The 20,901-nt window shown below is 63.2% G+C and carries 18 protein-coding genes; 6 read left to right on the top strand and 12 right to left on the bottom strand.

The window, feature by feature from the left end; all coding sequences use genetic code 11:
• Window positions 1-66: 66 nt before the first annotated feature.
• From BA022_RS09245 to BA022_RS09215, 7 genes are all read right to left on the bottom strand, one after another.
• On the bottom strand, window positions 67-519 hold the full coding sequence (locus BA022_RS09245) for a 5' nucleotidase, NT5C type (protein WP_187306050.1): 453 nt from the start codon (window positions 517-519) through the stop codon (window positions 67-69).
• Window positions 520-593: 74 nt separating this feature from the next.
• Window positions 594-1,655: a DUF932 domain-containing protein gene (locus BA022_RS09240; RefSeq protein WP_088888584.1), complete on the bottom strand. Its 1,062-nt coding sequence runs from the start codon at window positions 1,653-1,655 to the stop codon at window positions 594-596.
• A gap of 281 nt (window positions 1,656-1,936) precedes the next feature.
• Window positions 1,937-3,004: a DUF7146 domain-containing protein gene (locus BA022_RS09235; protein ID WP_088888583.1), complete on the bottom strand. Its 1,068-nt coding sequence runs from the start codon at window positions 3,002-3,004 to the stop codon at window positions 1,937-1,939.
• Window positions 3,005-3,233: 229 nt separating this feature from the next.
• Window positions 3,234-4,835, bottom strand: a complete 1,602-nt coding sequence (locus BA022_RS09230; protein WP_088887309.1) for an ATPase — start codon at window positions 4,833-4,835, stop codon at window positions 3,234-3,236.
• Window positions 4,836-4,910: 75 nt separating this feature from the next.
• Window positions 4,911-5,234, bottom strand: a complete 324-nt coding sequence (locus tag BA022_RS09225; RefSeq protein WP_228403801.1) for a hypothetical protein — start codon at window positions 5,232-5,234, stop codon at window positions 4,911-4,913.
• 9 nt (window positions 5,235-5,243) lie between these two features.
• Complete coding sequence (locus BA022_RS09220) at window positions 5,244-5,477, bottom strand: hypothetical protein (RefSeq protein ID WP_088887307.1); 234 nt, start codon at window positions 5,475-5,477, stop codon at window positions 5,244-5,246.
• A 178-nt stretch (window positions 5,478-5,655) separates the two neighbouring features.
• Window positions 5,656-6,099, bottom strand: a complete 444-nt coding sequence (locus BA022_RS09215; protein ID WP_228403799.1) for a hypothetical protein — start codon at window positions 6,097-6,099, stop codon at window positions 5,656-5,658.
• Between the two features lie 479 nt (window positions 6,100-6,578).
• Between BA022_RS09215 and BA022_RS09210 the strand changes: the two genes are divergently transcribed.
• Window positions 6,579-7,409 (top strand): AcaB family transcriptional regulator, encoded by an 831-nt coding sequence (locus BA022_RS09210; protein ID WP_088887306.1) that lies wholly within the window; start codon window positions 6,579-6,581, stop codon window positions 7,407-7,409.
• Between the two features lie 421 nt (window positions 7,410-7,830).
• Window positions 7,831-8,127, top strand: coding sequence for a helix-turn-helix transcriptional regulator (locus BA022_RS09205; protein WP_088887305.1), 297 nt, complete (start codon window positions 7,831-7,833; stop codon window positions 8,125-8,127).
• Window positions 8,128-8,144: 17 nt separating this feature from the next.
• Here the strand turns inward: BA022_RS09205 and BA022_RS09200 are convergent, their stop codons facing one another.
• The 5 genes from BA022_RS09200 to BA022_RS09180 form a co-directional block, all read right to left on the bottom strand.
• Window positions 8,145-9,461, bottom strand: a complete 1,317-nt coding sequence (locus BA022_RS09200) for a Fic family protein (RefSeq protein WP_228403794.1) — start codon at window positions 9,459-9,461, stop codon at window positions 8,145-8,147.
• Between the two features lie 201 nt (window positions 9,462-9,662).
• Window positions 9,663-10,442: a hypothetical protein gene (locus tag BA022_RS09195; protein WP_228403793.1), complete on the bottom strand. Its 780-nt coding sequence runs from the start codon at window positions 10,440-10,442 to the stop codon at window positions 9,663-9,665.
• A gap of 44 nt (window positions 10,443-10,486) precedes the next feature.
• On the bottom strand, window positions 10,487-11,770 hold the full coding sequence (locus BA022_RS09190; protein WP_088887302.1) for a type II toxin-antitoxin system HipA family toxin: 1,284 nt from the start codon (window positions 11,768-11,770) through the stop codon (window positions 10,487-10,489).
• The gene (locus BA022_RS09185; protein WP_088887301.1) at window positions 11,757-12,101 is read right to left on the bottom strand and encodes a helix-turn-helix domain-containing protein; all 345 of its coding nucleotides are present in this window, start codon (window positions 12,099-12,101) and stop codon (window positions 11,757-11,759) included. The genes BA022_RS09190 and BA022_RS09185 overlap by 14 nt, the downstream gene beginning before the upstream one ends.
• A gap of 186 nt (window positions 12,102-12,287) precedes the next feature.
• Window positions 12,288-17,354: a DEAD/DEAH box helicase gene (locus BA022_RS09180; RefSeq protein WP_228403786.1), complete on the bottom strand. Its 5,067-nt coding sequence runs from the start codon at window positions 17,352-17,354 to the stop codon at window positions 12,288-12,290.
• 739 nt (window positions 17,355-18,093) lie between these two features.
• Between BA022_RS09180 and BA022_RS09175 the strand changes: the two genes are divergently transcribed.
• The 4 genes from BA022_RS09175 (at window position 18,094) to BA022_RS09160 (ending at window position 20,890) form a co-directional block, all read left to right on the top strand.
• Window positions 18,094-19,074 carry a site-specific integrase gene (locus BA022_RS09175; protein ID WP_088887300.1) on the top strand — a complete coding sequence of 327 codons (981 nt, stop codon included), beginning with the start codon at window positions 18,094-18,096 and terminating at the stop codon, window positions 19,072-19,074.
• A gap of 289 nt (window positions 19,075-19,363) precedes the next feature.
• Entirely contained in the window at window positions 19,364-19,888 is a 525-nt protein-coding gene (locus tag BA022_RS09170) for a sigma-70 family RNA polymerase sigma factor (protein WP_088887299.1), read from the top strand.
• Window positions 19,889-20,036: 148 nt separating this feature from the next.
• Window positions 20,037-20,285 (top strand): FecR/PupR family sigma factor regulator, encoded by a 249-nt coding sequence (locus BA022_RS09165; protein ID WP_088887298.1) that lies wholly within the window; start codon window positions 20,037-20,039, stop codon window positions 20,283-20,285.
• A 350-nt stretch (window positions 20,286-20,635) separates the two neighbouring features.
• Window positions 20,636-20,890: an MbtH family protein gene (locus BA022_RS09160; RefSeq protein ID WP_088888581.1), complete on the top strand. Its 255-nt coding sequence runs from the start codon at window positions 20,636-20,638 to the stop codon at window positions 20,888-20,890.
• The last annotated feature ends 11 nt before the right edge of the window (window positions 20,891-20,901 follow it).

The following is a 20,901-nucleotide window of genomic DNA, read 5'->3' as shown; positions in this document are numbered from 1 at the left end:
AACCCCCTCCGGTGTGCTGGTCAGTTGAGATCGTCCGAGCTCGAAACTTGCCCGTGACGCGGGCTTCTAGGCCGGTCGGATGATCTGGCGCATCGTCTGCTCCCAGTCCCCGGTGAAGACGATCACCGTGCCGGGGAAGTTGCTCGCGTTCGCCCATTCGGGATGGTCATCCACCAGGAAATCCTGCTCCGTGCCGACAGCGCCCTTGTCGGGCGTGATGATGATGCGGTCATCAAGGGACGGAAAATGCCGCCGGGCCCACAGCAGCTTCTCGGTGGCGGCGTGTGGATTGCTGCGCGGGATCTTGGTCAATGCGAAGACCAGGTGGCCGGCCGTATCCAGGGCAGCCACGGCTTCGGCGGCTCCGGGGATCGGGTCGAGGTCGAGGAAGGCACCTGCGACCCGCTTGAAGTGTGAAGGCTCCATGGCATGTGCCCGCGCGGCGCCCTCGAAGTCGGCGATCACGCCATCCATGTCCACGTAGACGCGGACTTTGTCGGGGTAGTGTCGTATTACCATGTTTTTTGCTCCTGAAATGCTTGGACAGGGCGTGAGAGGGTTCATCCCTCCCTCGCCGAGCACCGTCTATCGGGTCAAGCCGTCTCGGCCAGAGCCTTCCATTCGCGGTTGGACAGCTCGATCAGCTTGCCGCCCAAGACCTCGAATTCCGTGGCTCGGTCGTAGTCCGCCACGTCCTGGCTATACCGCGTCACCGCGTTGACCAGGCCGTAACCGGACAGGTCGCCGCCCTTGATGAGGTGGTTGAGCACGCCATCGCCTTCTTCCTCGCTCAGCGTGTAGCGCTGGCGCAGGACCTCGACCGTTTTCACGGGGCTGGCCTTGAGCTCGATGCCCATCGTCTTCTGCATCTTCAGCGCGATCTTCGTGAAGGTGTCTTCGGACAGCGCCGAGCGGACGACGTCACGCACCTGCAGGAAGAAGGCCTTGTCGTCGGCCTTGAGCGTGTCTTCCTGGAAGATCGTCAGTCCATCGTCGTTGCCCAGGGCGCGCCCGAGGTGCGTCTTGCGGATGGATTGATCGGCGGCGATCATGCCGTTGCTGCACACCAGCCGGTAGATCAGCGGCTGCACGGCCAGCGTGCCGAGGCCGACTTCCGAGTTGGTGACCACGATGCCGGCCTGCACCACATCGCCGACCTGCATCTCGTATTGCAGGCGGGGCAGGACGAACTTGATGTACATCCGTGTTTCCGTCAGCTCCACCGATTCGAAGCTTCCGTCCTTGAACTGACCCAGGATCGGTAGAACGCTTTCGGCAAGGTCGAAGTTGTCGAGGCAGCGATAGCGGTTCGACAACACCGCGCGCACTCGGCCATCAAGCGTGCGCAGCATGGGGCGGGCTTCATCCTGCTGCAGCCACGTGTTCACGTTGCGGTCGAGCAGGGCGGGTTGCTCCGTGCGCATCCGCTCGAAGTAGGCGAGCGGAATCTTCAGCTTGTCGGCCAACTGGCGGCGTGCCAGCGGGGTGACTTCGAAGGGCGCCGGCGTTTCCGGCGCTTCGATCTCCAGCACGGTGTCGCCGTCTTCGCGTGTCGTGTGGTGCACGAGCGTGGAAGGGACAACGTAGTCCTTCTTGCTGTTGAGTTGGCGATCCAGTTCCTGGGCCAAGGCGGAGAGGGAACGTCCACTTTTCATGAGAATCTCCATTCGGAAATGAAAAGCGGGGACGGCCGACCCCAGACGGGGAGCGCATCCCCGCACGGGTTGATGAAGGCCGGCCGAATGGCCGGCCCGATGACGGCGCGAAGGTATCGCGCTTGGGCTTCAAGGCTGCCTGCGTCACGCCAGAGGCGTGGCTGGTGTGGCAGCTACCAAGGGAGCGAGGCTCCCGGGGAAGAATCTTTTCGCTGGCATCTCCTGTGGGGATGCCACTGAAAAGGCGGATGCAGCGTGATGCTGCATCCCCTTCAAGGCCGTCAAGCGACTTGCCGTACTTCGGCATCCCGCCGCCTGGCCTGCCGCGGCTGGGCTCGCCGCGCCTCTGCAAGCAGTGCTTGCCAGCGACGGAACCAGATGTCCGACCAGTCGGTGCCCGGACATTTCGGTATGAACACCTGAACCTCACGCCGGACGCCTTCTTTTTGCTCTCGTCTGGCACGCCTGGCGAGTGAAAAAGCGAAGTATTGCCCCGTGAAATCGCCATCAGCATCGTTGTCGCCGTAGATCCAAAGCTTGGTCACGGTGTCGGGAATCACGAGCTGCTCGAAATTACCCGCGCCGAGCATCGCCCATGCCGGCTTGTGCGTCGCGAGGTGCAGCGCCAGTCCCTTCTCGATGCCCTCGGTGATCACCAACTCGTCGGTCGCCTCGAACAGCTTGACGGGCTGGCCGGCGATGCCGGAGCCGAGCACCTTCTTGGTGTCGTTGGTCCCAAGCTTGCGGCCGTTCGGCAGGTAGATCCGGTTTACTGCCCGAATCTCCCCATCGGAACCGTCGATGCGTGCCACCATCGCGGCGTACTCGGCAACCTTGTGCGACTTCCCGTGCTCATCCTTGCGGTAGTAGGCCAGCCTCGGGTGGAAACGCAGCACGGAAGGGTACTCGGGGAGCGCCAGGCCGCGCGAGGTCAGGTAGCGATCGACCTCATCGCCGCGACTGATCGGCTGCGACTCGGTCCATATCTGCCGCACGAGCTTTCTCATGTACTCGTCGGATGGCTCGTTGGAACGGTAAGCGACAGGCTTTGGATAGAGGCCCAAGTATTGCTCCACTGCCTCCAGGACTTCGTGGAAGTCCATGCCTTTGGCCTGCTGCGCCAGTTGAAAGCCGCCACCGGAACCGCAACTGCGGCAGAAATAGTTGCCCTCGCCGAACTTGTCGGTGAACTGGAAGCGATCGCGGCCACCGCAAAAGGGGCAGGGCATGTTGACGCGCTTCTTGATCATCCGGGATTCCAGTCCCAGGTGCAGCAGGATCTCTGGCCAGCGGCCATGGGCCCGTGCCTTCGCGTCGTCGATGCGACGCTGATACTCTTCGTTTGTCATGGCGATCTCCATGAAGAAACGCCCAGGCGCAGGGCCGGATCGCAGAGGCGAGCCGGCTCGGATGCGGGGCTGGGCAAGACGCACGTCGACGTCGTGGCTGACGGACATGCGGGCGATGAACGGGGCCGAATGGCCGCCGTCGAGGATGGGGCGGCGTGCGCACTTGCACGCATCTCCCCAAAAATGGCGCTACGGAAGCGGGTGTGTCACCTCCGCCGCAACGCCTGATTCACACGATCAGTTCGACCGAGTGCTCATCCGCCTCCTGCTCGATACGGACCTGGAAGGTCTGCCCGTGCAGGCACGGATAGCGGTTTGACTGCAGGTCTCTGAGCAGCGAACGCATCGCCTCGACCGGATCGGTCATGCGAAGGCGGCGGATCAGGTGTTCGAGCGAGGCCATGTCGGCATCCCGATCTGATTCGTAGAGCCTGTCATTCCCGTCCACATAGGAAGCGCATTGCCGAACCACGCGACCCGAGTGCTCGCCATTCGGGATGTAGAAACGCCCGTCGTGGTACAGCCCTTCGTCGGTCAGCGTGACCGTGTCGTCGCCGATGCGTACCGAAACTTCGTCGCACAGGATGACCTCGGCGGAGATCCAGTCTGTCTCGATGGACGAATCGACGCGCTGGTTGGTGACCGTCACCTCGACCGCTTGCTCGTTCAAGTCCATGACATAGGGGTGAACCCAATGCCCGTCGTCCAACTGATCGCCAGTGAGCACGACATAGCCCTTGGCCCGAGCCAGCATCCATTTCGCGCTGTTGGTGCCATCCACCCAATCGAGCTTGACCAGTTTCACCTGTCCTTCCTCGACCTGGGCACGGCGCAGCGGCATGGCGGGCTGCTTCAGGTAACTCCCATAAGGCGAGCGTGATTGCACGGGATAGTCCGCAGCGAGCTCGCAGAGCTGTCGCGGGAGTGCCGCGGCATCGTTGAGCAGGTCGAGGTGGCGATGAAACCGCATGACCCCGTAGAAGTCCTCGACGAACTCGGCGGACGCCAACTGTGCCTTGCGATGCGCCAGCGCTTCGCGCCATGCCATCCGGACCTGTTCCCTGATTTTCAGCTCCTGGACATCCGCGTCGATCAGCTTGTCCCGGTCGGGCAGGCGTGCGAGAAACGCCTGCGAGTCCAGGTGGACCACGTTCGGCGCCTCGTCGTAGATGACGTAGTTCGGTAGCGTCATCACGCGGAATCCCTGGAGGTAGGCCACGATCCCCGTTGCGAAGCGGCCGCTGTGCGTGCCGATGAGGTGGATGTCTCCGACCGGCGTCGAAAGCGGCCGCAACTCGGTGAGGGCGTGGGTGCGAGGCACCGGCCTGCCGTTGAATTCGATCGGTACGGGAAATCCCTTGCACAGCTCCTCGATGCGGGAGGCCAGATCCGGCAGATCCACACCGTGGAGCTCGATGCGCGTGCCCGCGCTGCGCTCGTCACCGACCTCCTCGACGCCGATGGGTGCCTTCGACAAGGCGCTTGCGGTATCGAAGTCGATGCGCTTGCCGCGCGAGGTGACGATGCCGCGCGTCGATGCGTACAGGCACCGCGAGAAGCCCGCGCCGAAGGGGTGTTCTTCAGCCTGCAAGGCTTCATCCCAACCCGATTCGTTGAAGGTCAGCAACTTACTGAAGTCTTCGATACCGTGGCCGTCGTCGATGACCCGGAGGGTCTGTGAGACCGGATCGTGGCTGATCTCGATCAGTGTGGCGCCGGCGCGGCGCCCGTTCTGAAGCAGTTCGGTGATCAGCGTGAACCGATCACTGAACGCGAAGCGCTGGTTGCGCAGCGTTCCGTCTTCATTGATGCGGACTTGGACGTATTCCATGACTTGCTCCTGTCAGTGCAAGCGAGCCCGCTTCCCTCGCGGGAGCAGGCCCGCGAAGGGTTGAATGAAGGATGGTCAGTGCGCGGTGCGCACCGGCTCCGTATAAAGCTGACCTGCCATCAAGGCCTCGACGACGCTATGCGTCGCGAAGTCGCTGGGCAGCAGGTGCTGGGTGTCGAGAACCGTGCCGTCGGCATCCAGGCGTTCGACTTCGATGATCGCGGGGTGCCAATGCACCCGGTACGTCAGTTGGTCGGCGCCGGAGATCACGAAGACGCGCCCGGCGCAGCCGGTGAGGACTTCGCTTTCCTTGACGAGGAACTCGATCTCGGTCAGGCCGCGCACGCGCTGCAGCAGGTTCTGCGCGACGGGCATCTGTCTTTGAATGTGTAGTTGCATGAGACGCTCCTAAAGAGGTGTCTTTTCACAGTCGCGATCCGGTACGGCCGCGGCCAATTCATCACGGTCCGTCGGCGACGTTTCTGCGCTCGGGAAGGCGTCATGGATGCAGACACGCCTTTCGAGGTGACTGCCGCGCATGCTCTCTTCCTGACGCAGGGCGTCGTCGTAGTCCATGCGGCCGGCGATGCCGTAGCAGGCCAGAACGGCCAGCAGGGCAAGGATGTCTTTCAACGTCGTCATGACGTCTCCTTCGAAACAAAAGAGGGCCGCAAAGGGCCCTCGTAGAAGGGTTGTTGGGTTTGTTTTCAAACGAAGAGGTCTCCTTGCACGGTCTTGCGTTTGATCTGCTCGTTGATCCACTGCGGGTTCTTGCTCAGCCGCGTGGAGGCCCACTGAAGGTTGTGCGCGAGGGCTTCGCTCACCCAGGGGGGAGGCGGTTCAGCGATTCGCGCATCCAGCGCCGGACGTTGAAGAGCAGCAGTTCACGGAAGGTTTCCAGATCGACCAGGCCGCAATAGGTGTAAGTCGACAGCGGACTGCAGCCGACGACGCGCACGCAACTGGCGAAGGAAAAAGGTTTGTCGTCCTTGTCCGGATCGGTGAAGACCCAGCGCAAGGTGTCGAGCTTTTCCTCGAGCGGCGTGGCGGGGTCCGCCAATCCGTTCAACTCGTCGAGCAGCAGGCAATGGAGAAAGACGATGTCTTCTTCCGTCCACTCGATGGGCTCATCGGCGCTGGCATCGAGTTGGTGTTCCACTGCCTGTGGGTTGTTCGCCGCGTACGCCACATAAGGAAAGGCGCGTGGCGGTAGGGGCGTGTCGCCGGTGCGGAGAGTGACCGGCTGAAGGTTTGTGCGCGGCATCGTGGCCTCCAAAAGGAAACGGGGGCACGACGCACCCAAGGGGCGAATGCCCCACGGGGTTGGAAAAGGTCGATGCGCTAAGGACAACGACCAGTGAAGAAAATGGCTGGCTTGGGGCGGACGATCCGCCGGATGACGGTGTGCCAGCTACCGCTGAGAAAACTGCTTTCGGCACGGGAGCGACAAGCTCCCGCCTCGAAAGCATGTTTCGGCGCGGGACTCGGCCGCCAAGGAGGAGAACATGGCGACGGGGATCATGGGGTGATCCAGGGGGGACTCAAGGGCTCGCCAGGACGGTGCGCAGGGCCAGCTACTGCATGCGTCGTAGATTGCCGTGGGGACTTCGGCCGGTCAATCCTCCTGGCGGCGAAGTCCACCAGGTGATGGCAAATTCGAGCGGTTTGGACGGGATATTCGGGTGGAGTTCAAGCTGCCAGACGAGGACGATCTGCTTCAAGTCGACAGCAGAGAGGTCTCCCATGGCAACGAAATTCTCCGGTGCGCAGATCGTCAAGACCGACGAAGGCGCGGTGAACGCACGCATCCTGGCTCGCGAGGCAAAGGTTGACTTCCGTCGCGTTGAAGCTGCAAGCATTAAAGTGGTCACGCGTCTGACAAGCGCCGAAGGCAAGCGTCTGTTCGTGCGCTTCTTCAGCACCTTGCAGCTCAACGCCCACTTCATTTCCGTGCTGGCGCGCACGCGCCTGGACTCGGACGATGTGGCCAAGGTCGAGGCGGCCATCAAGGCGCGTATCGATACGGTGGCCGAAGCGCTCAACAAGGCCATCGACGGCGCTGAAGCGCTGTTCCAGGCCAACGGCATCACAAGTTCGGCCACCTACGACACGCAAGCCCTGGAAATCGAGGTCGGGATCATCTCGTCGACCGGCCGGCGCTACCTGGATCTGATCGGCAAGATCGACCAACTGATGCCCTTGCTGCAGACGCTGGAGATCCATGAGGTCATCACCACACAGGCGCTCGATATCCAGCGTGCCACGCTCAAGCGCCAGGTCCGCGACGTGGCGAACTCGGCGCGCAGTCTGGCAACCGGGCTGCGCCGGCGCATGAACGCGCTGGCCGCGAGCGCCGCTGGCGGTGGCAACGCGTCGGCTTCCCCTGGCGCCGTGCGCGCAGGGGAGGACGGGGGTGTTGAGGGTGACGGGGATACGGAAGGTGATCTTGCCGAGCCGGAAGCCCGTGTCGTGCTCGTCGACTTGGCGGACGATGCAGTCGATCGATCTGTCGATCCCTTGGAATCCGAGGCGTCCATGCCTGAGCCGGGAGAAGGCCCGGAGGGTGATCGCTGAGGACGGTCGCCGTCACTGCCGGGCGGCTTGCGTGGCTGCACCACCCATCTCGCGTGCCCACAGGGCCTTTGGGTGTGGTGTCGTGCCGCAGCATGATATGAGGTGTTGATTGACGCTCATGACGTGCGTTACCGTATCGGAACCGGCCATCCCCTCCCGTGCTGCAAGCGGGTGGGGTGCCGGGTTCCTCCGGGCGTGATCGTCGCGCCGGACGTAGCGGACGTCACCCGCCCTGCTGAAAGCGACTCGCCAATCCCGCGCGAGATCACTCGTTTTTTCTGTTTTTCGTAGCGGCCCGCCAGGCCCGCCATGCGTTCGTTTTATTTTTTTGCCGTCGCCCGGGAAGCCGGCGGCATGTCCTGTGTTTGCTTCCCTAGCGATCGTTCGAATCTGACCTAGCACGATCGCGACGGAGGGGGTCATGAACTTCGGCATCCATGAGGAACCGAACATGCCCACCGCAATCCCATCCTGGCAGGCGTCAAGGCCTGCTCGCGTCTGCCAAGACGCACCTGCCGTCCTGCCTCAAACCGGCTTCCTGCGTGAAGCGCGCTTGCTGCAATTCCTTCCCTTCTCGCATTCGACCTTGTGGCGCAGGGTGAGGGCGAAGACCTTCCCCGCACCCGTCAAGATATCCGGTCGCATCACCGCCTGGCGCGCGGAGGACATCCGTGCGTGGATTGAAAAGCAGGGGGGTGATGGCGCGGCAGACGGGTGATCCGCGCATCCTGTCGGTCAACTGGCTGAATCCGGCCTGAGTGGCTGCTGAACCTCTGTGCCGCTTTCCAGAATCTTCAGGAACTCCGTGTAGGCGAAAACGCGGCCGCGCTGCTTGCCGGTGATTTCTCCCACGACCTTGAGGTTCTCCAGCGCTTCGAAGGCCTTGTTGACCGTCGGGGCGCTGAGGCCGGTTTTCTCCTTGGCCTGGGCTGCGTTGAGGAACGGGTGTGTTTGGAGCAGTTCGTGGATTCGGAGCATGGAGTTGGTCTGCTCGCCGCATGCCGCGATGCGCTCCCTGTCCGCCTGAAATAGCGCCACGATGCGCATCGCGCTCTCGTAGGCGTTGTTGGCCGTTTCTGCCACGCCCGTGAGGAAGAACTCCGTCCAGGTCTCCCAGTCTCCGCGCAGCCGAACGTCCTGCAGCAGCCGGTAGTACTGCTCCCGGTGGGTCTTGAGGTACAGGCTCAGGTAGAGCAGGGGTTCGTGGAGGATCTTCTTCTCCACGAGGAACAGGGCGATCATCAGGCGTCCCAGGCGTCCGTTGCCGTCCAGGAACGGGTGGATGGATTCGAACTGCACATGCAGTAGCCCGGCCTTGATGAGCGGAGGGATGAATCCGGAGTCGTCGTGGAGGAAGCGTTCGAGATCCCCCAGACACTTCTTCATTTCGTTGATCGGCGGCGGCACGTAGTGGGCATTGCCCGGACGCGTGCCACCGATCCAGTTCTGAGAGCGGCGGAACTCGCCCGGATTCTTGCCCTGCCCGCGACCCTTCTGCAGGAGCCGGGCGTGCATGTCCCGCAGCAGGCGCAGGCACAGCGGCAATCCTTTCGGGTCGCGCAGGACACTCAACCCATACATCATCGCGTCCACGTAGTTGGACACCTCGGTGATGTCGTCGAGGGGCTTGCCGACCAGCGCCGCGTTCTCGAACTGGAGCAGATCGTCCAGGGTGGACTGGGTGCCTTCGATCTGCGAGGACAGGACCGCTTCCTTGCGCACGTACATGTAGAGGAACAAGGCCTTGTCGGGGAGTAGCATGGCCACGCCATCCAGTCGGCCAATCGCCCGGTCGGCCTCGCTCAGTCGCTGCAGTAGCTGTGCTGAAAGCGCCAGCGGTGGTTCGGGCGGCAGGGCGGGCGGAACGTAGGCGTTGACGGTCTCGTCAAAGGCTACGGTCGACACGTAGCGCCCGATTCTGGGATTCGTCGGCTGGGTGTCTTGTGAAGTGTCGCGGGTGGGCATGGCGCGTAAGTTAAGGCGGCTTAAATAGCGCTCGTCGCTAATAAAAATCACGCTTGAAATTTTACTAATGCCGTAAAGATGCTGCAAGCACCGGTCTGCCGTGCGGGACCCGTAGCGAGCTCAACTGCGTGAGGTGGCGCTGGGAGATGAGCGGCCCTCGGGTATCCCGCGCCTGATCCAAAGATCTGGCTACAGACACCCCCAGTCTTGCGACCGGGGGCATCATGCAGCGACGAGCACTGCGTCGGCCTCGTCCTTTGTCCTTGGCCTCTGGTGGTGGAGGCTGTCTCATGTGCTACGGGCGTATGCCCCCGAAATCCTGGACATGACCCTATCGAAGTCGAAGTCGGCGCGGAACCGCGGTTCGAATCGACCTTGTTCGCCTTCGAAGACGAACTCCGCGCAGTAGCAGTCTTGTTCGTGTTCACCGCAGTACTGGCATTCGGGGTTGCAGCCAACGATCATCTGATCAATGGCATCGGCCGGATCGTCCGACGCCATCAACTCGTCGTCGGCGGACCAGTCGCTGATTTCGAACTCGCCGCGGGCGAATGCCAGGACGTCATCGGTGGTCTCGAACGCCCAGCTCAGCAAGGCTTGGCAAGCAGGAAGCAGCACGACACGGGCATAGTCAAAGCGGTAGCCTTCCAGCAGGCACAGCACGCGCCCTTCTTCTTCGTACAGACTCTGAAAGGAAATCGGGCCGTAGCGCTGCTCGAGCGCACGGTACCGCTCCGGGTCGAGCCGGATGTGCTTGAGCGCGTTGTTGATGGCATCGATGAGCTCGAACTTCCGATTGCTGAGGCGTGCACCGTCCACGCAGAACAGTTCGTCGAACTGCCGGACGAACTCGCCCCTGCGGTCATCGAGACCGGCGGTCTTGCGAATCGCCAGGATGTAGTCGACTGCATGGGCGAGGAACAGGTTGGCGCCGAAGACCCGATGCAGCCGGACGTTCTGCGCAGCGATATCGGCTCGCAGTTCCGCCATCGCGGGTTCGAGGATCGCATGGAGATACTGCCGGTAGTCCGCGCAGGCTTGTTCGAGTGCTTCGGGTGACGGGGGCACGGACGCATCCTTCCTTTGAAACATTGCATGGGCTGGGTGGGGGACTACTGGCCTGCGAGCACCACGACGGGATCCAGTTGGAAGCCCGGATAGTTGAATGCGCCGGCCAGTGTGTCGCAGTTGGCGGGCGTTGCGCCTTGTTGCCGCAGCACTGCATGCCAGCGAGCCGTCACCACCTGCTGGAGCTGGTTGACGATAGCCGTTGCCTGTTCCAGGGAGAGTTTGAACTGCCCGTGTTGCGAGAGCAGATTGGCACGGTTCGCGTAGCGGTTGAAGATTCCACAGGTCATGGCGAGGTCCCGCTTTTCTGCGCTGGTCAGCGGGTTGGGCGTCAGGTCGTATGCTGGTGACAGTTCCCACTTGTCCGTGGCTGCGATCAGAGCATGGTTGCGCGGATGGTCGTCGGTGTTCGAGATGAGGGCGTTGAACACCATGCGCCGAAACAGTTCTTCCAGGTCTTGAGTCGGTTGCGCGCTTCGCCGCCGAAGTTCGTCGGCCAGCAGCAGGTAGGACCACTTGGCCCGATCGCCATGTGAGTCCTCCGCACCCAGCGCAGTCAGGCCGCTGACCATGCGATGCCGAAGGTAGCCGTCCGCGGTCAGGGTACGGTCGAAGCGCTGCACGAGCAGGACGTCCTTGCCGGCGACGGTCTCGATGCGATGCCTGGCAACGCGCAGGCCGCACTCCTGTGCCAGGGCGAGCATCGCGCCTTCGACACGCGCGTTGTTCCACTTGTCTCCCTTGTCTGGAAACTTGGCAAGCCATAGCCCTTGCGCGTCCTCGACCACGTTCTTCGGACGGGCGCCGCCCATGGATGTGCCGGGCTGCAGGAGCTCAAGCATCTGCTCGGGTACGCCCGGCTTGCCCGCGGCTTCGTCTTCCATGAACTGTTCGGCCGCGGCGAGCAGGGCTTCCAACTGGATGACCTGGTTGAACTTGCGGATCGGGGCGGGAGGTACCTTGTCGCGTCCGAAGGACAGGGCGCCGGCCCGGTCTTCGGGCGAGTGCAGCAGGTAGTCGACCTCGGTGAGGTCGGTGCGTTCGGTGTGCTTCTCGATGATGCGGCGGCCCCATGCATCGGGAGATGCGTCGCGCAGGGTGCCGAAGATGCCCTTGAGCTTGACCGTCTGCACGCGCCTGGGTGCCAGGGGTAGTTCGTAGGGCTCAAGGGGTACCGCGTCGGCGCGTCGCAGGTAGGCCGGGTTGTAGACGAATGAGCCTGTCGGCACCCCTTGCGGGAAGTCCAGTTCGTAGAACCCCGCCGTCACGACCTCCATGGACTGCGGTAGCTGGAGGTAGACGTAGGCACGCTGGTCAGAACTCGCCATCGAAGTTCTCCTTGCGGTGACGAATCCGTTGCGGCAGGCGTGTGATCTCCAGTTGCTTGCCTTCTTCGTCGCGTTCGGGGTCGGCAAACGCCTGGATCTCTGACTCCAGGCCCATTGCCCAGAGCATGGCCAGATAGGCGCCCAGGCCGGTTTGCAGATTGCCGGCTTCCACGGCACGTGCGGTGTCGTAGCTGATCCCCGCCTTGGCGGCCACGTCGCGCAGGGTCAGCCGGCGGCGTTTGCGCGCCAGGGTCAAACGTTCGCCGATGCGCTGGGCGCCATCCCGGACGGCAAAAGGCGCAGTCTGACTCAGTTGAAGAGGGCGGGGCATGTTGAAATCAATCCTGGTCTGCTTTAGATTGGTTTCAGCATACTTTTACGTGATGGATTCGTCAACTGATGTTGGTCTCGAAGACCCCTATCCGGTTTAAGACTGGTTTCAGTCGTCTTTTTGGCGAGTGGGTGTGATGCTAATGTGCGAAAAAATCCCCCCGATCCTTCGACCGAGGGGAGTTCATCACGCAGCGACGAGCGCTGCGCCAGCATCGGCGTCAGCCGCCTGGCTGCCGGCTTCGTCCTTCGTGAGGTCGAGCTGTTCGATCAGTGCAGCCTGGCGTGCTTGTAGCGTCTGCAAGCGAAGGGCATGCTCGAACGGCCGGCTCAGTTCGACCTGCAGGTCGACCAGGCGCTTGCGGCGTGTTTGCAGCAAGGCGCCGGCCTTGCTGGCCGATTCCTTGACGATGTCGAGCGTGGCGAGCAGTCCCGCCACGAGGGCCGGCCCCATTTGGTAGGGCGTTGCCTCATAGACGGCGTTGCCCGCCAGGTAGTACATCGGCGTGTGTTCTCCGCTGGCGCAGACGATGCCGAGGTCGAACCCGCCGAAGCGGCCGACGGCGCGATCCACGCGCAGCCGGCCACGGGTGGCTTCCTCCTTCACCGCCAGCACCATCGCTCGCAACGCCTCTCCAACCGCATCTGGGCCGACGAGACGCTGTTTGCCAATCTCCACCGCGATGTTGCCCATCGTTTGGGGTTCCATCCGAGACAGGTCGGCCTCGTGAGCCGCCAGTTTCTTCTCCAGCGAGGCAATCAACATCGGCAGATCGGCCACTTCGCGCTCATTGGCATAGCGCTGGTTGCGCCACACCCAATGGAGCGTCGAGAGTTTGGCCACTTCCGCGTCCACACCCGCCTTTTCGATGACGAGCGGGTTGCCCGATGCCAGGGCTTTGACCTCCGCGTAGGACAGGGCGGCGAGCGCCACATCTTCGACGGAGCGGATGCCTCGGTCTCCACGCATGACCTGCGCGATGAAGCGTGCCTTGGTTTCCAGGGTCTGCCAGGAATAGGCATCGAAGGACCCCTCGGTTACGTAGCGGAAGATGTCCACTTCTTCGTTCATGTTGCCCTGCCGCAGGATGCGGCCCTCTCTCTGCTCCACGTCGCACGGACGCCATGGCGCGTCGAGGTCGTGTTGAGCGACCAGCCGGTCCTGCACGTTGGTGCCGATCCCCATTTTCTGGGTCGACCCCAACAGCACGCGGATACGGCCTTCCCGCACCGCCTTGAAGAGCTTCGCCTTTTGGGCGTCGGTGTCCGCGTCATGGATGAACGCGATGTCCTGCTCGGGAATGCCGGCGTCGATGAGCCTTCTGCGCAGATCGTCATAGACGCTGAAAGCCTTGCCACCCTTGGGGGACGACAAGTCGCAGAAGATCAACTGAGCCCCGCGTGTTGCTGCCGTGCGCTGCCAGATGGCATGCACCTCACGCACGCATGCGGCTACCTTGCCCGCCGTGTCGAAGTGCGCCGATGGCGCGATCAACCGGAAGTCCAGTGCGGCCTTGCGGCCGTCGTTGGTCACCGCCAGCATGTTGTCCTCGTCGGGCTTCACGTGGCCATTGCGGATCGCTGCGGCACGTTCGACCAGGGTCTGCACGAAGGCCTTCAACTGCGGGCTCGGCGGGCAGGCCATGACGCGGGCTTTTCCGCCGCGCAGTTTGGGCACCGGCAGCTTCAGCATCGCGGCAGTCTGGATGTCCGCGACCTCCCCAAAGATCGACATCAGCTCGGGCACGTTGATGAAGCGCGCGAAGCGCGTGTGCATCCGATAGCCGCTGCCGTCCGGGGCGATCTCCAGCGCCGTGACCGCTTCCCCGAAGGTGGCGGCCCAGGCATCGAATTGCTGCAGGCCGAGCTCTGCCAGCCGGTTGGGCTGCAGGTAGCGCTGCATGGTGTGGATCTCGGCCATGGTGTTGGCCACGGGTGTCGCGGTTGCGAACACCACCCCGCGCTGCCGGTTGCCATGCAACTGCATCGTGTAGCGCGTCTTCAGGTACAGATCGAAGGCACGCTCGGAACTGGCCATTGGCAAACCTGCCACCCGCATCTTGGAGAAGCGGAAAAGGTTCTTGTGCAAATGCGCCTCGTCCACGAACAGCCAGTCGATGCCCAGTTGCTCCCAGGTCAGCAGGTCGTCTTTCTTGCCCTGCGCCGACAACTTCTCCAGGCGTGCCGCCCAGCTCTTCTTCATCTTCTCCAGTTGCTTGACGATCCGGTTGGATCGGTCTTCACTCTTGGCCGCGCGCACGGCCAGTTCTATGTCATGGATGACCTCCTTGATGAACCCCTCGGAAAACTCGGGGGATGTCTTGATACGCTCGAAACTCGAATGGGTGATGACCACCGCATCCCAATCGCCGGTGGCGATGCGCGAGACGAGCTCCCTGCGGCGGTCGCCTTCCAGGTCTTCCTTCGTGGCCATCAGTACCGAGGCCTGGGGATAGAGCCGGACGAATTCCGCCGTGTACGACTGCAGCATGTGGTTCGGGACAACATGGCAAGGCTTGGCTGCAAAGCCCAGCCTGCGCAGCTCCATGCTGGCGATGACGCATACCGCCGTCTTGCCGGCGCCCACCGTGTGAAACAGCCCGGTGTTGCCGGACTGCACGATGCGCCACACCGCGTTCGGTTGTTGCGGGTGCAGCTTGAAGCACTGCGAGAACCCCGGCAGCACCAGGTGAGAACCGTCGTAAGTCCTCGGCCGGGTGGCGTTGAACAGGCGGTTGTAGAGCGCGCACAGTCGCTCGCGCCGGGTCATGTCCTCGAAAGCCCAGGTAGCGAAGCGATCTTTCAGCAGGCCGAGCTTCTCCCGAGCGGCCAAGGTCTCCGTGGGGTTGACCACGTAGGCGTCCTTCTCGGGCGCATAGTCCTTGACCGTCGGGGTCTGCACGTTGAGCGCGCACAGGACGAGTTCCACCGCATTCATGCGCGAGGTGCCGTATTCCTGCGTGGCTTTGACGCTTTGCCGCACCGACCACTCCGAGTACTGCACTGACCAGGCACCCGCTTCGGCCGAATAGGCGACCTTGCAGTCCTTCAGTTCCAAGCCCTCTTGCAGGAAAGCTTCGACGTCGGCCGCCGGAATCCAGACGGCACCGAGGCGAACCTCGATTGACGCCGGCGGCAGATCTTCGGGCTGGACACGCTCCAGGGCCTCGGTGTTGCGCCGATAGGCCTCGCCACCCATCCTGGCCTGCTCAAGCTTGACCTTGACATTGCCGGACAGGTACTCATCGGCCGTCTTCCATTCGTCGTCGGACGGGTCGTGGAAGATGTGGCCGGCGTCGGCCAGTGCCGTCGTCACCGCATCGGTGGGCGCGCACAGGAGTCGTCCCATGTAGGCCGGATCGACCCGCCCGCGCCACTGCATCGACGCGGCCAGTGCGGCCGTCGGCTCGTCAGCCGAGGTCGGTGCCGTGACGCGCTTCAACGTACGCTGGGTGAACAGGGCCGCCTTGCGGGCGGAGTCCGTCTCTTCATCGTGGTGCTCAAGCGAGAGCAGCAGCGGGTAATCCGGGTCACGCCGGAACGCGAGCGCATTGGCCCGCGTCGACAGGCAGCCATACTTCACCACGTAGCGGTCGTAGGTGCCGTTGAGCATCGACCGCAGGGGGCGCAGCTTGTCGTCGCCATCCTCGGCCAGCTGGGTGTCCAGCAGGGCGCGGGCATGATCGCGGATCGCGCACATGCCAGTGATCCGCGACCGCTGAGTGGCGTTGAACTGCTCATGCACGTCGACTAGCGAGCCGCCTTCCACCCGGTGTATCCGGCCATTGCGGATGCGGAAGGTCCCTGGCCTTGCACCAGGTTCCGCGGGGACGGGCGCATGGACGATCCGAGCAGCCGACTTGGCGGCACGGTAGATGCCCTCGGGCAACATCGCGATCCGCTCAGATAGGGCGGCAGCGAGGTCGCCTTCGAAGACCGCCGTCGGCACTTCCTCGTAGCCGTTGCTTTGCATGTGCAAGCGGCCGATGACCCACTCGGGGTGTCGGGCGTACCAGGTGTTGACCTGCATGTAGGGCCGCCCATGGCTCGGGTCGATCAGGCCGTCAGGCGCCTGGGTTCGCTCGATCCAGTCGCCGTCTACCGTTTCCGAACCTTCCCGTTTCCTCAGGATCAGGACGTCGGTCTGTACCTCCGTGCCCGCCAGTTCGGCAAACGCGCCCCTGGGCAGGCGGATTGCGCTGAGCAGGTGGGCCTGCGCAGCCAGATGCCGGCGCGCGACCGTGCTGGAAGACTCCAGCGTGTGGCTGCTGGTGATCAGAACCACCAGGCCGCCGGGGCGAACCAGGTCCAGCGAACGGGCGATGAAGTAGTTGTGGATGCTGAAGCCCGCGCAGGGCCGGTTGCTCGTGTCCGGCACCTTGTAGTTGCCGAACGGAACGTTGCCGATGACCAGGTCGAACCAGCTGTCCGGAAAGGACTGCTTCTCGAACGGGGCCACGTGGACCGTGACGCCGGCCGGTGCGTACAGCGCTTGCAACATGCGGCCCGACAGGTGGTCGATTTCCACCGCGGTGACTTGAGACTTCGCCAGCAGTGCTTCCGGCATGGCGCCGATGAAGTGGCCAATGCCGGCGGCCGGTTCAAGGATGCGCCCGCCGCTGAAGCCCAGGCGTTGTACCGCCGTCCACAGGCCGTCGATCACCGCCAGCGACGTGTAGTGGCTGTTGTTGACCGAGGCCCGGGCCGAGGTGTAGTCGGCTTCGCCCAGCAGGGCTTGCAGGCGCTGGGCGCGCGCATTCCAAGCCGCCTCCTTGCCGGCGAGGTTGAAGGCCGCCGGCAGGCTGCCCCAGCCGGTGTAGCGCACGAGGGCGCGGCGTTCATCGCCGTCCGGCGTGCGTTGCCCGGTCTCGACACGCACCAGCGTTTCGATGGCCTGCACATTGGCATCGAACTTGGCCGTGGTACCGGCCAAGCCATCCAGGTCGTTCGGGCGCAGGCGGGGGACGCTCAGCCGGGGGGAGCGGGTCGGTTCAACGACGACCGGCCGCCAACTGGGCTGCCGTGGCGTTGCCACTTCAGCGCGGGGCTGCACCTGTGTCTCAGGCTCGGCGCTCGCCCCGACCTCGGCTGTCGCACCGAATGCGGCGACGACCTGTGACAGCACCGATGCGCTTTCGGGAAGGCCCACCGGCGAAGACGGCAAGGCGATGGGTTGTTCGGCGGTGGCAACGGCTTCGGGCTCGAAGCCCGGCAGCCAATAGGATGCGGAACAACGTGAGGCTTTTCTCACCATGGGAGGACTCCAGATAAACAAGGAGTCCCCCCGCCCGTCATGAGGAGTGGAACTCCTCGATGAGGTTGGAAAAATGGGCCGATGCGGTACTGACCCGTGGGCAGACCAGCGGTCGCGTAAGGACCGGAATGGCTGCGTGCGATGAACGATGACTTTGGCGCCGGGCTGCGTGTGCTGCCAGGGCTCGCCGATCCGTGCCGTGTGGCGCGGCCTGCGGCTTTGTCTGCAAGGCGGGTGACGACCGCAACGCCGAGGTGATCGGAATGTCCGCTTGGGACATGCACCGGGTCGCGATGACCCGCAAGCCCGTTCAGTGTCTCGCGCCCCGTGCGGTCTGCAACGTCCGCCAGCCGCGCGTCACGCCCAACGTCCCGGGATCCCGAACTTTTGGGGATGTCGCGACAGCCGAACTGGCCTGGTGGGGCGCCTCCCCACCGCAGCCGGATGTTTGCGCTTCATCGAGTGAGCCGACGGCAGTGGTTGGCTGTGGGATGTTGTGCGGCGCCAGGCATTTCCTTCTTCAGCGCCGACCGCTCAGGCAAGGCGGCATGAGGTGGGGAATGCATGGGCAGTGCGATCTGTGTGCGGAGCCGGGAACGCCAGCCGAGAGTAACCGGCAAGCCATCCGGCCTGGAGCTGATGTCGAGTTCGTGCCGATTTGGGCCGAACTTCTCCTGTCTCGCCTCGGGGTGGAACGGGAGCATCGGAGGCAGGCCAATCCGCATGCTGCCCGTCTGAAATGCACAGTGAGTCAACCCGCCTGTCCATTGCCATACTCAAGGCAGTCCTTGCCGGGGAGACCTATGACGTCGCCGCTTCTGCCTATGGGCTGACCCGTACGGCGATCGAGCACCGGGTCAAGCGTCTGGCCAGGCTGCTGCAGCGGCAGGTCGGCATCAACGGGCTCAACCTGGAAGCAACGGGCTACGTCCATAAGTTGCGTGCATTCCGAGTCGAGGTCGAGGCGGCGATCGCCCGTTTTGAGGCTGGCGAGGCGGCTCCGGCCGCGCAACCGCAAGTCCTTTCCGACAAGGAGGTCTGGACGATGATTCGCCGCGCCGGCCTGCGCAGTCCATGGCCTTTGCGCGACATGGCGCTGATCCACATCGTGCTGGCAACGGGCGCGCGACCTCTGGAGGTTGCCCGCCTGGAGATCGGCGACTACCTGGATCCGGATGGCTCGGTCCGCAGTTGTTCCGAAATGCGGGCGGCGGCATCGGTCAACCGGAAGTCGCGCCCGCTGTTTTTCCGGAGTTCGGCGGCCATCCGGGCCATCGATGCCTATCTCGAGTTCCGGCTTGCCCAACAGGGCAGGGCGCTGCTGGCCGGCGAACCCTACCGGGGCTTCGACCCGTCTGCCCGGCTGTTCCTGAACGATGCCGGCCAGCCCTACGTCGTGCACTGCCTGGATGCCGACGGTCGGCCCCGCTACTTGTGCCGGCAGATGCTCGATACCTATCGCAAGATCTTCAAGCGCATCAACATGCATGGCCTGTCGGCCGTGACCTTGAGACGCACGGTGGCGTTTCGCCTGGATGCACGCGGGGCGGACGAGGAGCAGATCGGGCTCATCCTGGGTATCACCGAAAAGCAGGCTGTTCGCGAGTTGTTGCCGCCTCGCCCCGACATGGTCGAGTTGATGACCGACTTGTACCCGGATGCGGATATCGCCGCGATTTCCTTCTCCACCACCATGCTGTCGGATCGAGTGGCGAGCTGAAGCGGACGCCCTCGATGGGGGCGCAGTCGCACCTTGGGCCCACAGCGGCCCAGCAGCGGTCCCTTGCACCATGCGGATCACCATGGCCGAAGCGCAGACCGGTCGTACCAAGCGCCAGTGCGATGTGCTTTGGGTTCGGTGTGACGGTGCGCAAGTTCCATCATTTGACCTTGAACCAAGCACTGGATGCAGTCGAAACGGTTGACTTTCAGTGCTTCGTGAATAAGAATTATTCGCAGTTATGATGGGCAAGTAAAACAACGAATCACCTGAACAGAGAGGCGCTGCAATGTCGATGGATTCGCCGGGAGCGGCGCTCAAAGAGGTCTTCGTTGCGCACCGCGCGCAACTCCGCCGCATCGCCCAGAAGATCGTGGGCACCCCAGAGATCGCGGATGAGGTGACGCAGGATGCCTACCTGAAGCTCGTTGAAGGTGCATGCGCGCGCAATGTGGACAAGCCCTACTGCTACTGCTGCCAGGTGGTCCGCAATCTGGCGCTCGATCACTGCCGTCGTCAGGCCGTCGAGTCGACGTACCGCATCTACACCGAAGATGGGGAGCTTCCTCAGGTTGCCGGCGGTTGTGTTCCGGAGCGGTGTCTCCATGAGCGGCAAGTGCTCGATGCCATTGACGCGGTTCTCGGAACCCTGCCGCCCAGGACGCGACACGCGTTCGAGCTGTATCGGCTGGGTGGGCTGACGCAGCGGGACATTGCGCAGCAGTTGGGATGCTCCGCCACGCTCGTGAATTTCATGCTCAGGGACGCAACACAGGCCGTCGCGTCGTGCCGCGATCTGCTGGATGGGGCGTGACGATGGCTCGATCTGCCTCAAGCAATACCGGAAATAACGGGCGCCGGTCCCCGGTGAGTTTTTGCGCTTTGGTCACATAGCTGTCATCATTCAACGACTTGTGCTATTCGATAGCGCCATCAGCCACCCAGTATTCAGAAGGCAGCCAATGGGCGAAGAAGTGAATCCGAAGCAGGATCCGATTTGGGACATCGCCTGGTCCTGGGTGACACGTCAGCATGAGCGCCAAGGTTTTGATGCGGTCGCCGATGCCGAACTGGCACACTGGCTTGCTGCCGATCCTGTCCATCGTCAAGCCTATGACAAGGCCAGGCGCTTGTGGCTGATGGCTGGTCTGGTTCCTCCTGTCAACGATATCGACATCCCCGGCTGTACGGAACCCGACGGCGAACGCTAGCCGTCTTTTGCCCAGCTCTGAAGTCGAGCGTCGGGTCCATTGCGCCCGACCAGTTGCGTTGTTCCCCCTCCGCGCGTTACCCAGACACCGATTGGCGCAGCTGTTGCGCTGACGGTGTCTCAGTGCGTCTTTCTCACGTGACATGCATTTCGCGTGCGTCGCCGAGTGGATGTCCTGCGCGTGTTTGCGATGGGCTGCCCCGTCGTTTCCGGCTCGCCATGAGCCGCTGTGAGATGTCTGGCGACTAAACAAATCGACGGCTGTCTCGTCTTTGAAGGCAGTGACCAGCGTGTCGGCAAACGGGCCGGCAGCGCGCGAGGTCGCTTTCTCTTCACTGCACGAGGATGCCCATGTCGACCAGTTGCTTTGACCGCGAGGACGAGACCTTCATCGTTCTCGTCAACCACGAAGAACAGTATTCCATCTGGCCTCACTGGAAGGCCGTACCCGGTGGCTGGAAGGCCGTCGAAGGCATCAAGGGGGACAAGAAGACCGTCCTCGACTACGTCGAAAAGACGTGGACCGACATGCGCCCGCTGTCGCTGCGCAAGTGGATGGACGAACAGTCCTCGAAGGCCGCCCCGTCCGCTGCTGCGACTGCCTGATGGCCGGTTCC

Source organism: Diaphorobacter nitroreducens (assembly GCF_002214645.1).
GTDB lineage: Bacteria > Pseudomonadota > Gammaproteobacteria > Burkholderiales > Burkholderiaceae_C > Diaphorobacter > Diaphorobacter nitroreducens.
This window is presented reverse-complemented; position numbering and strand designations above follow the sequence as displayed.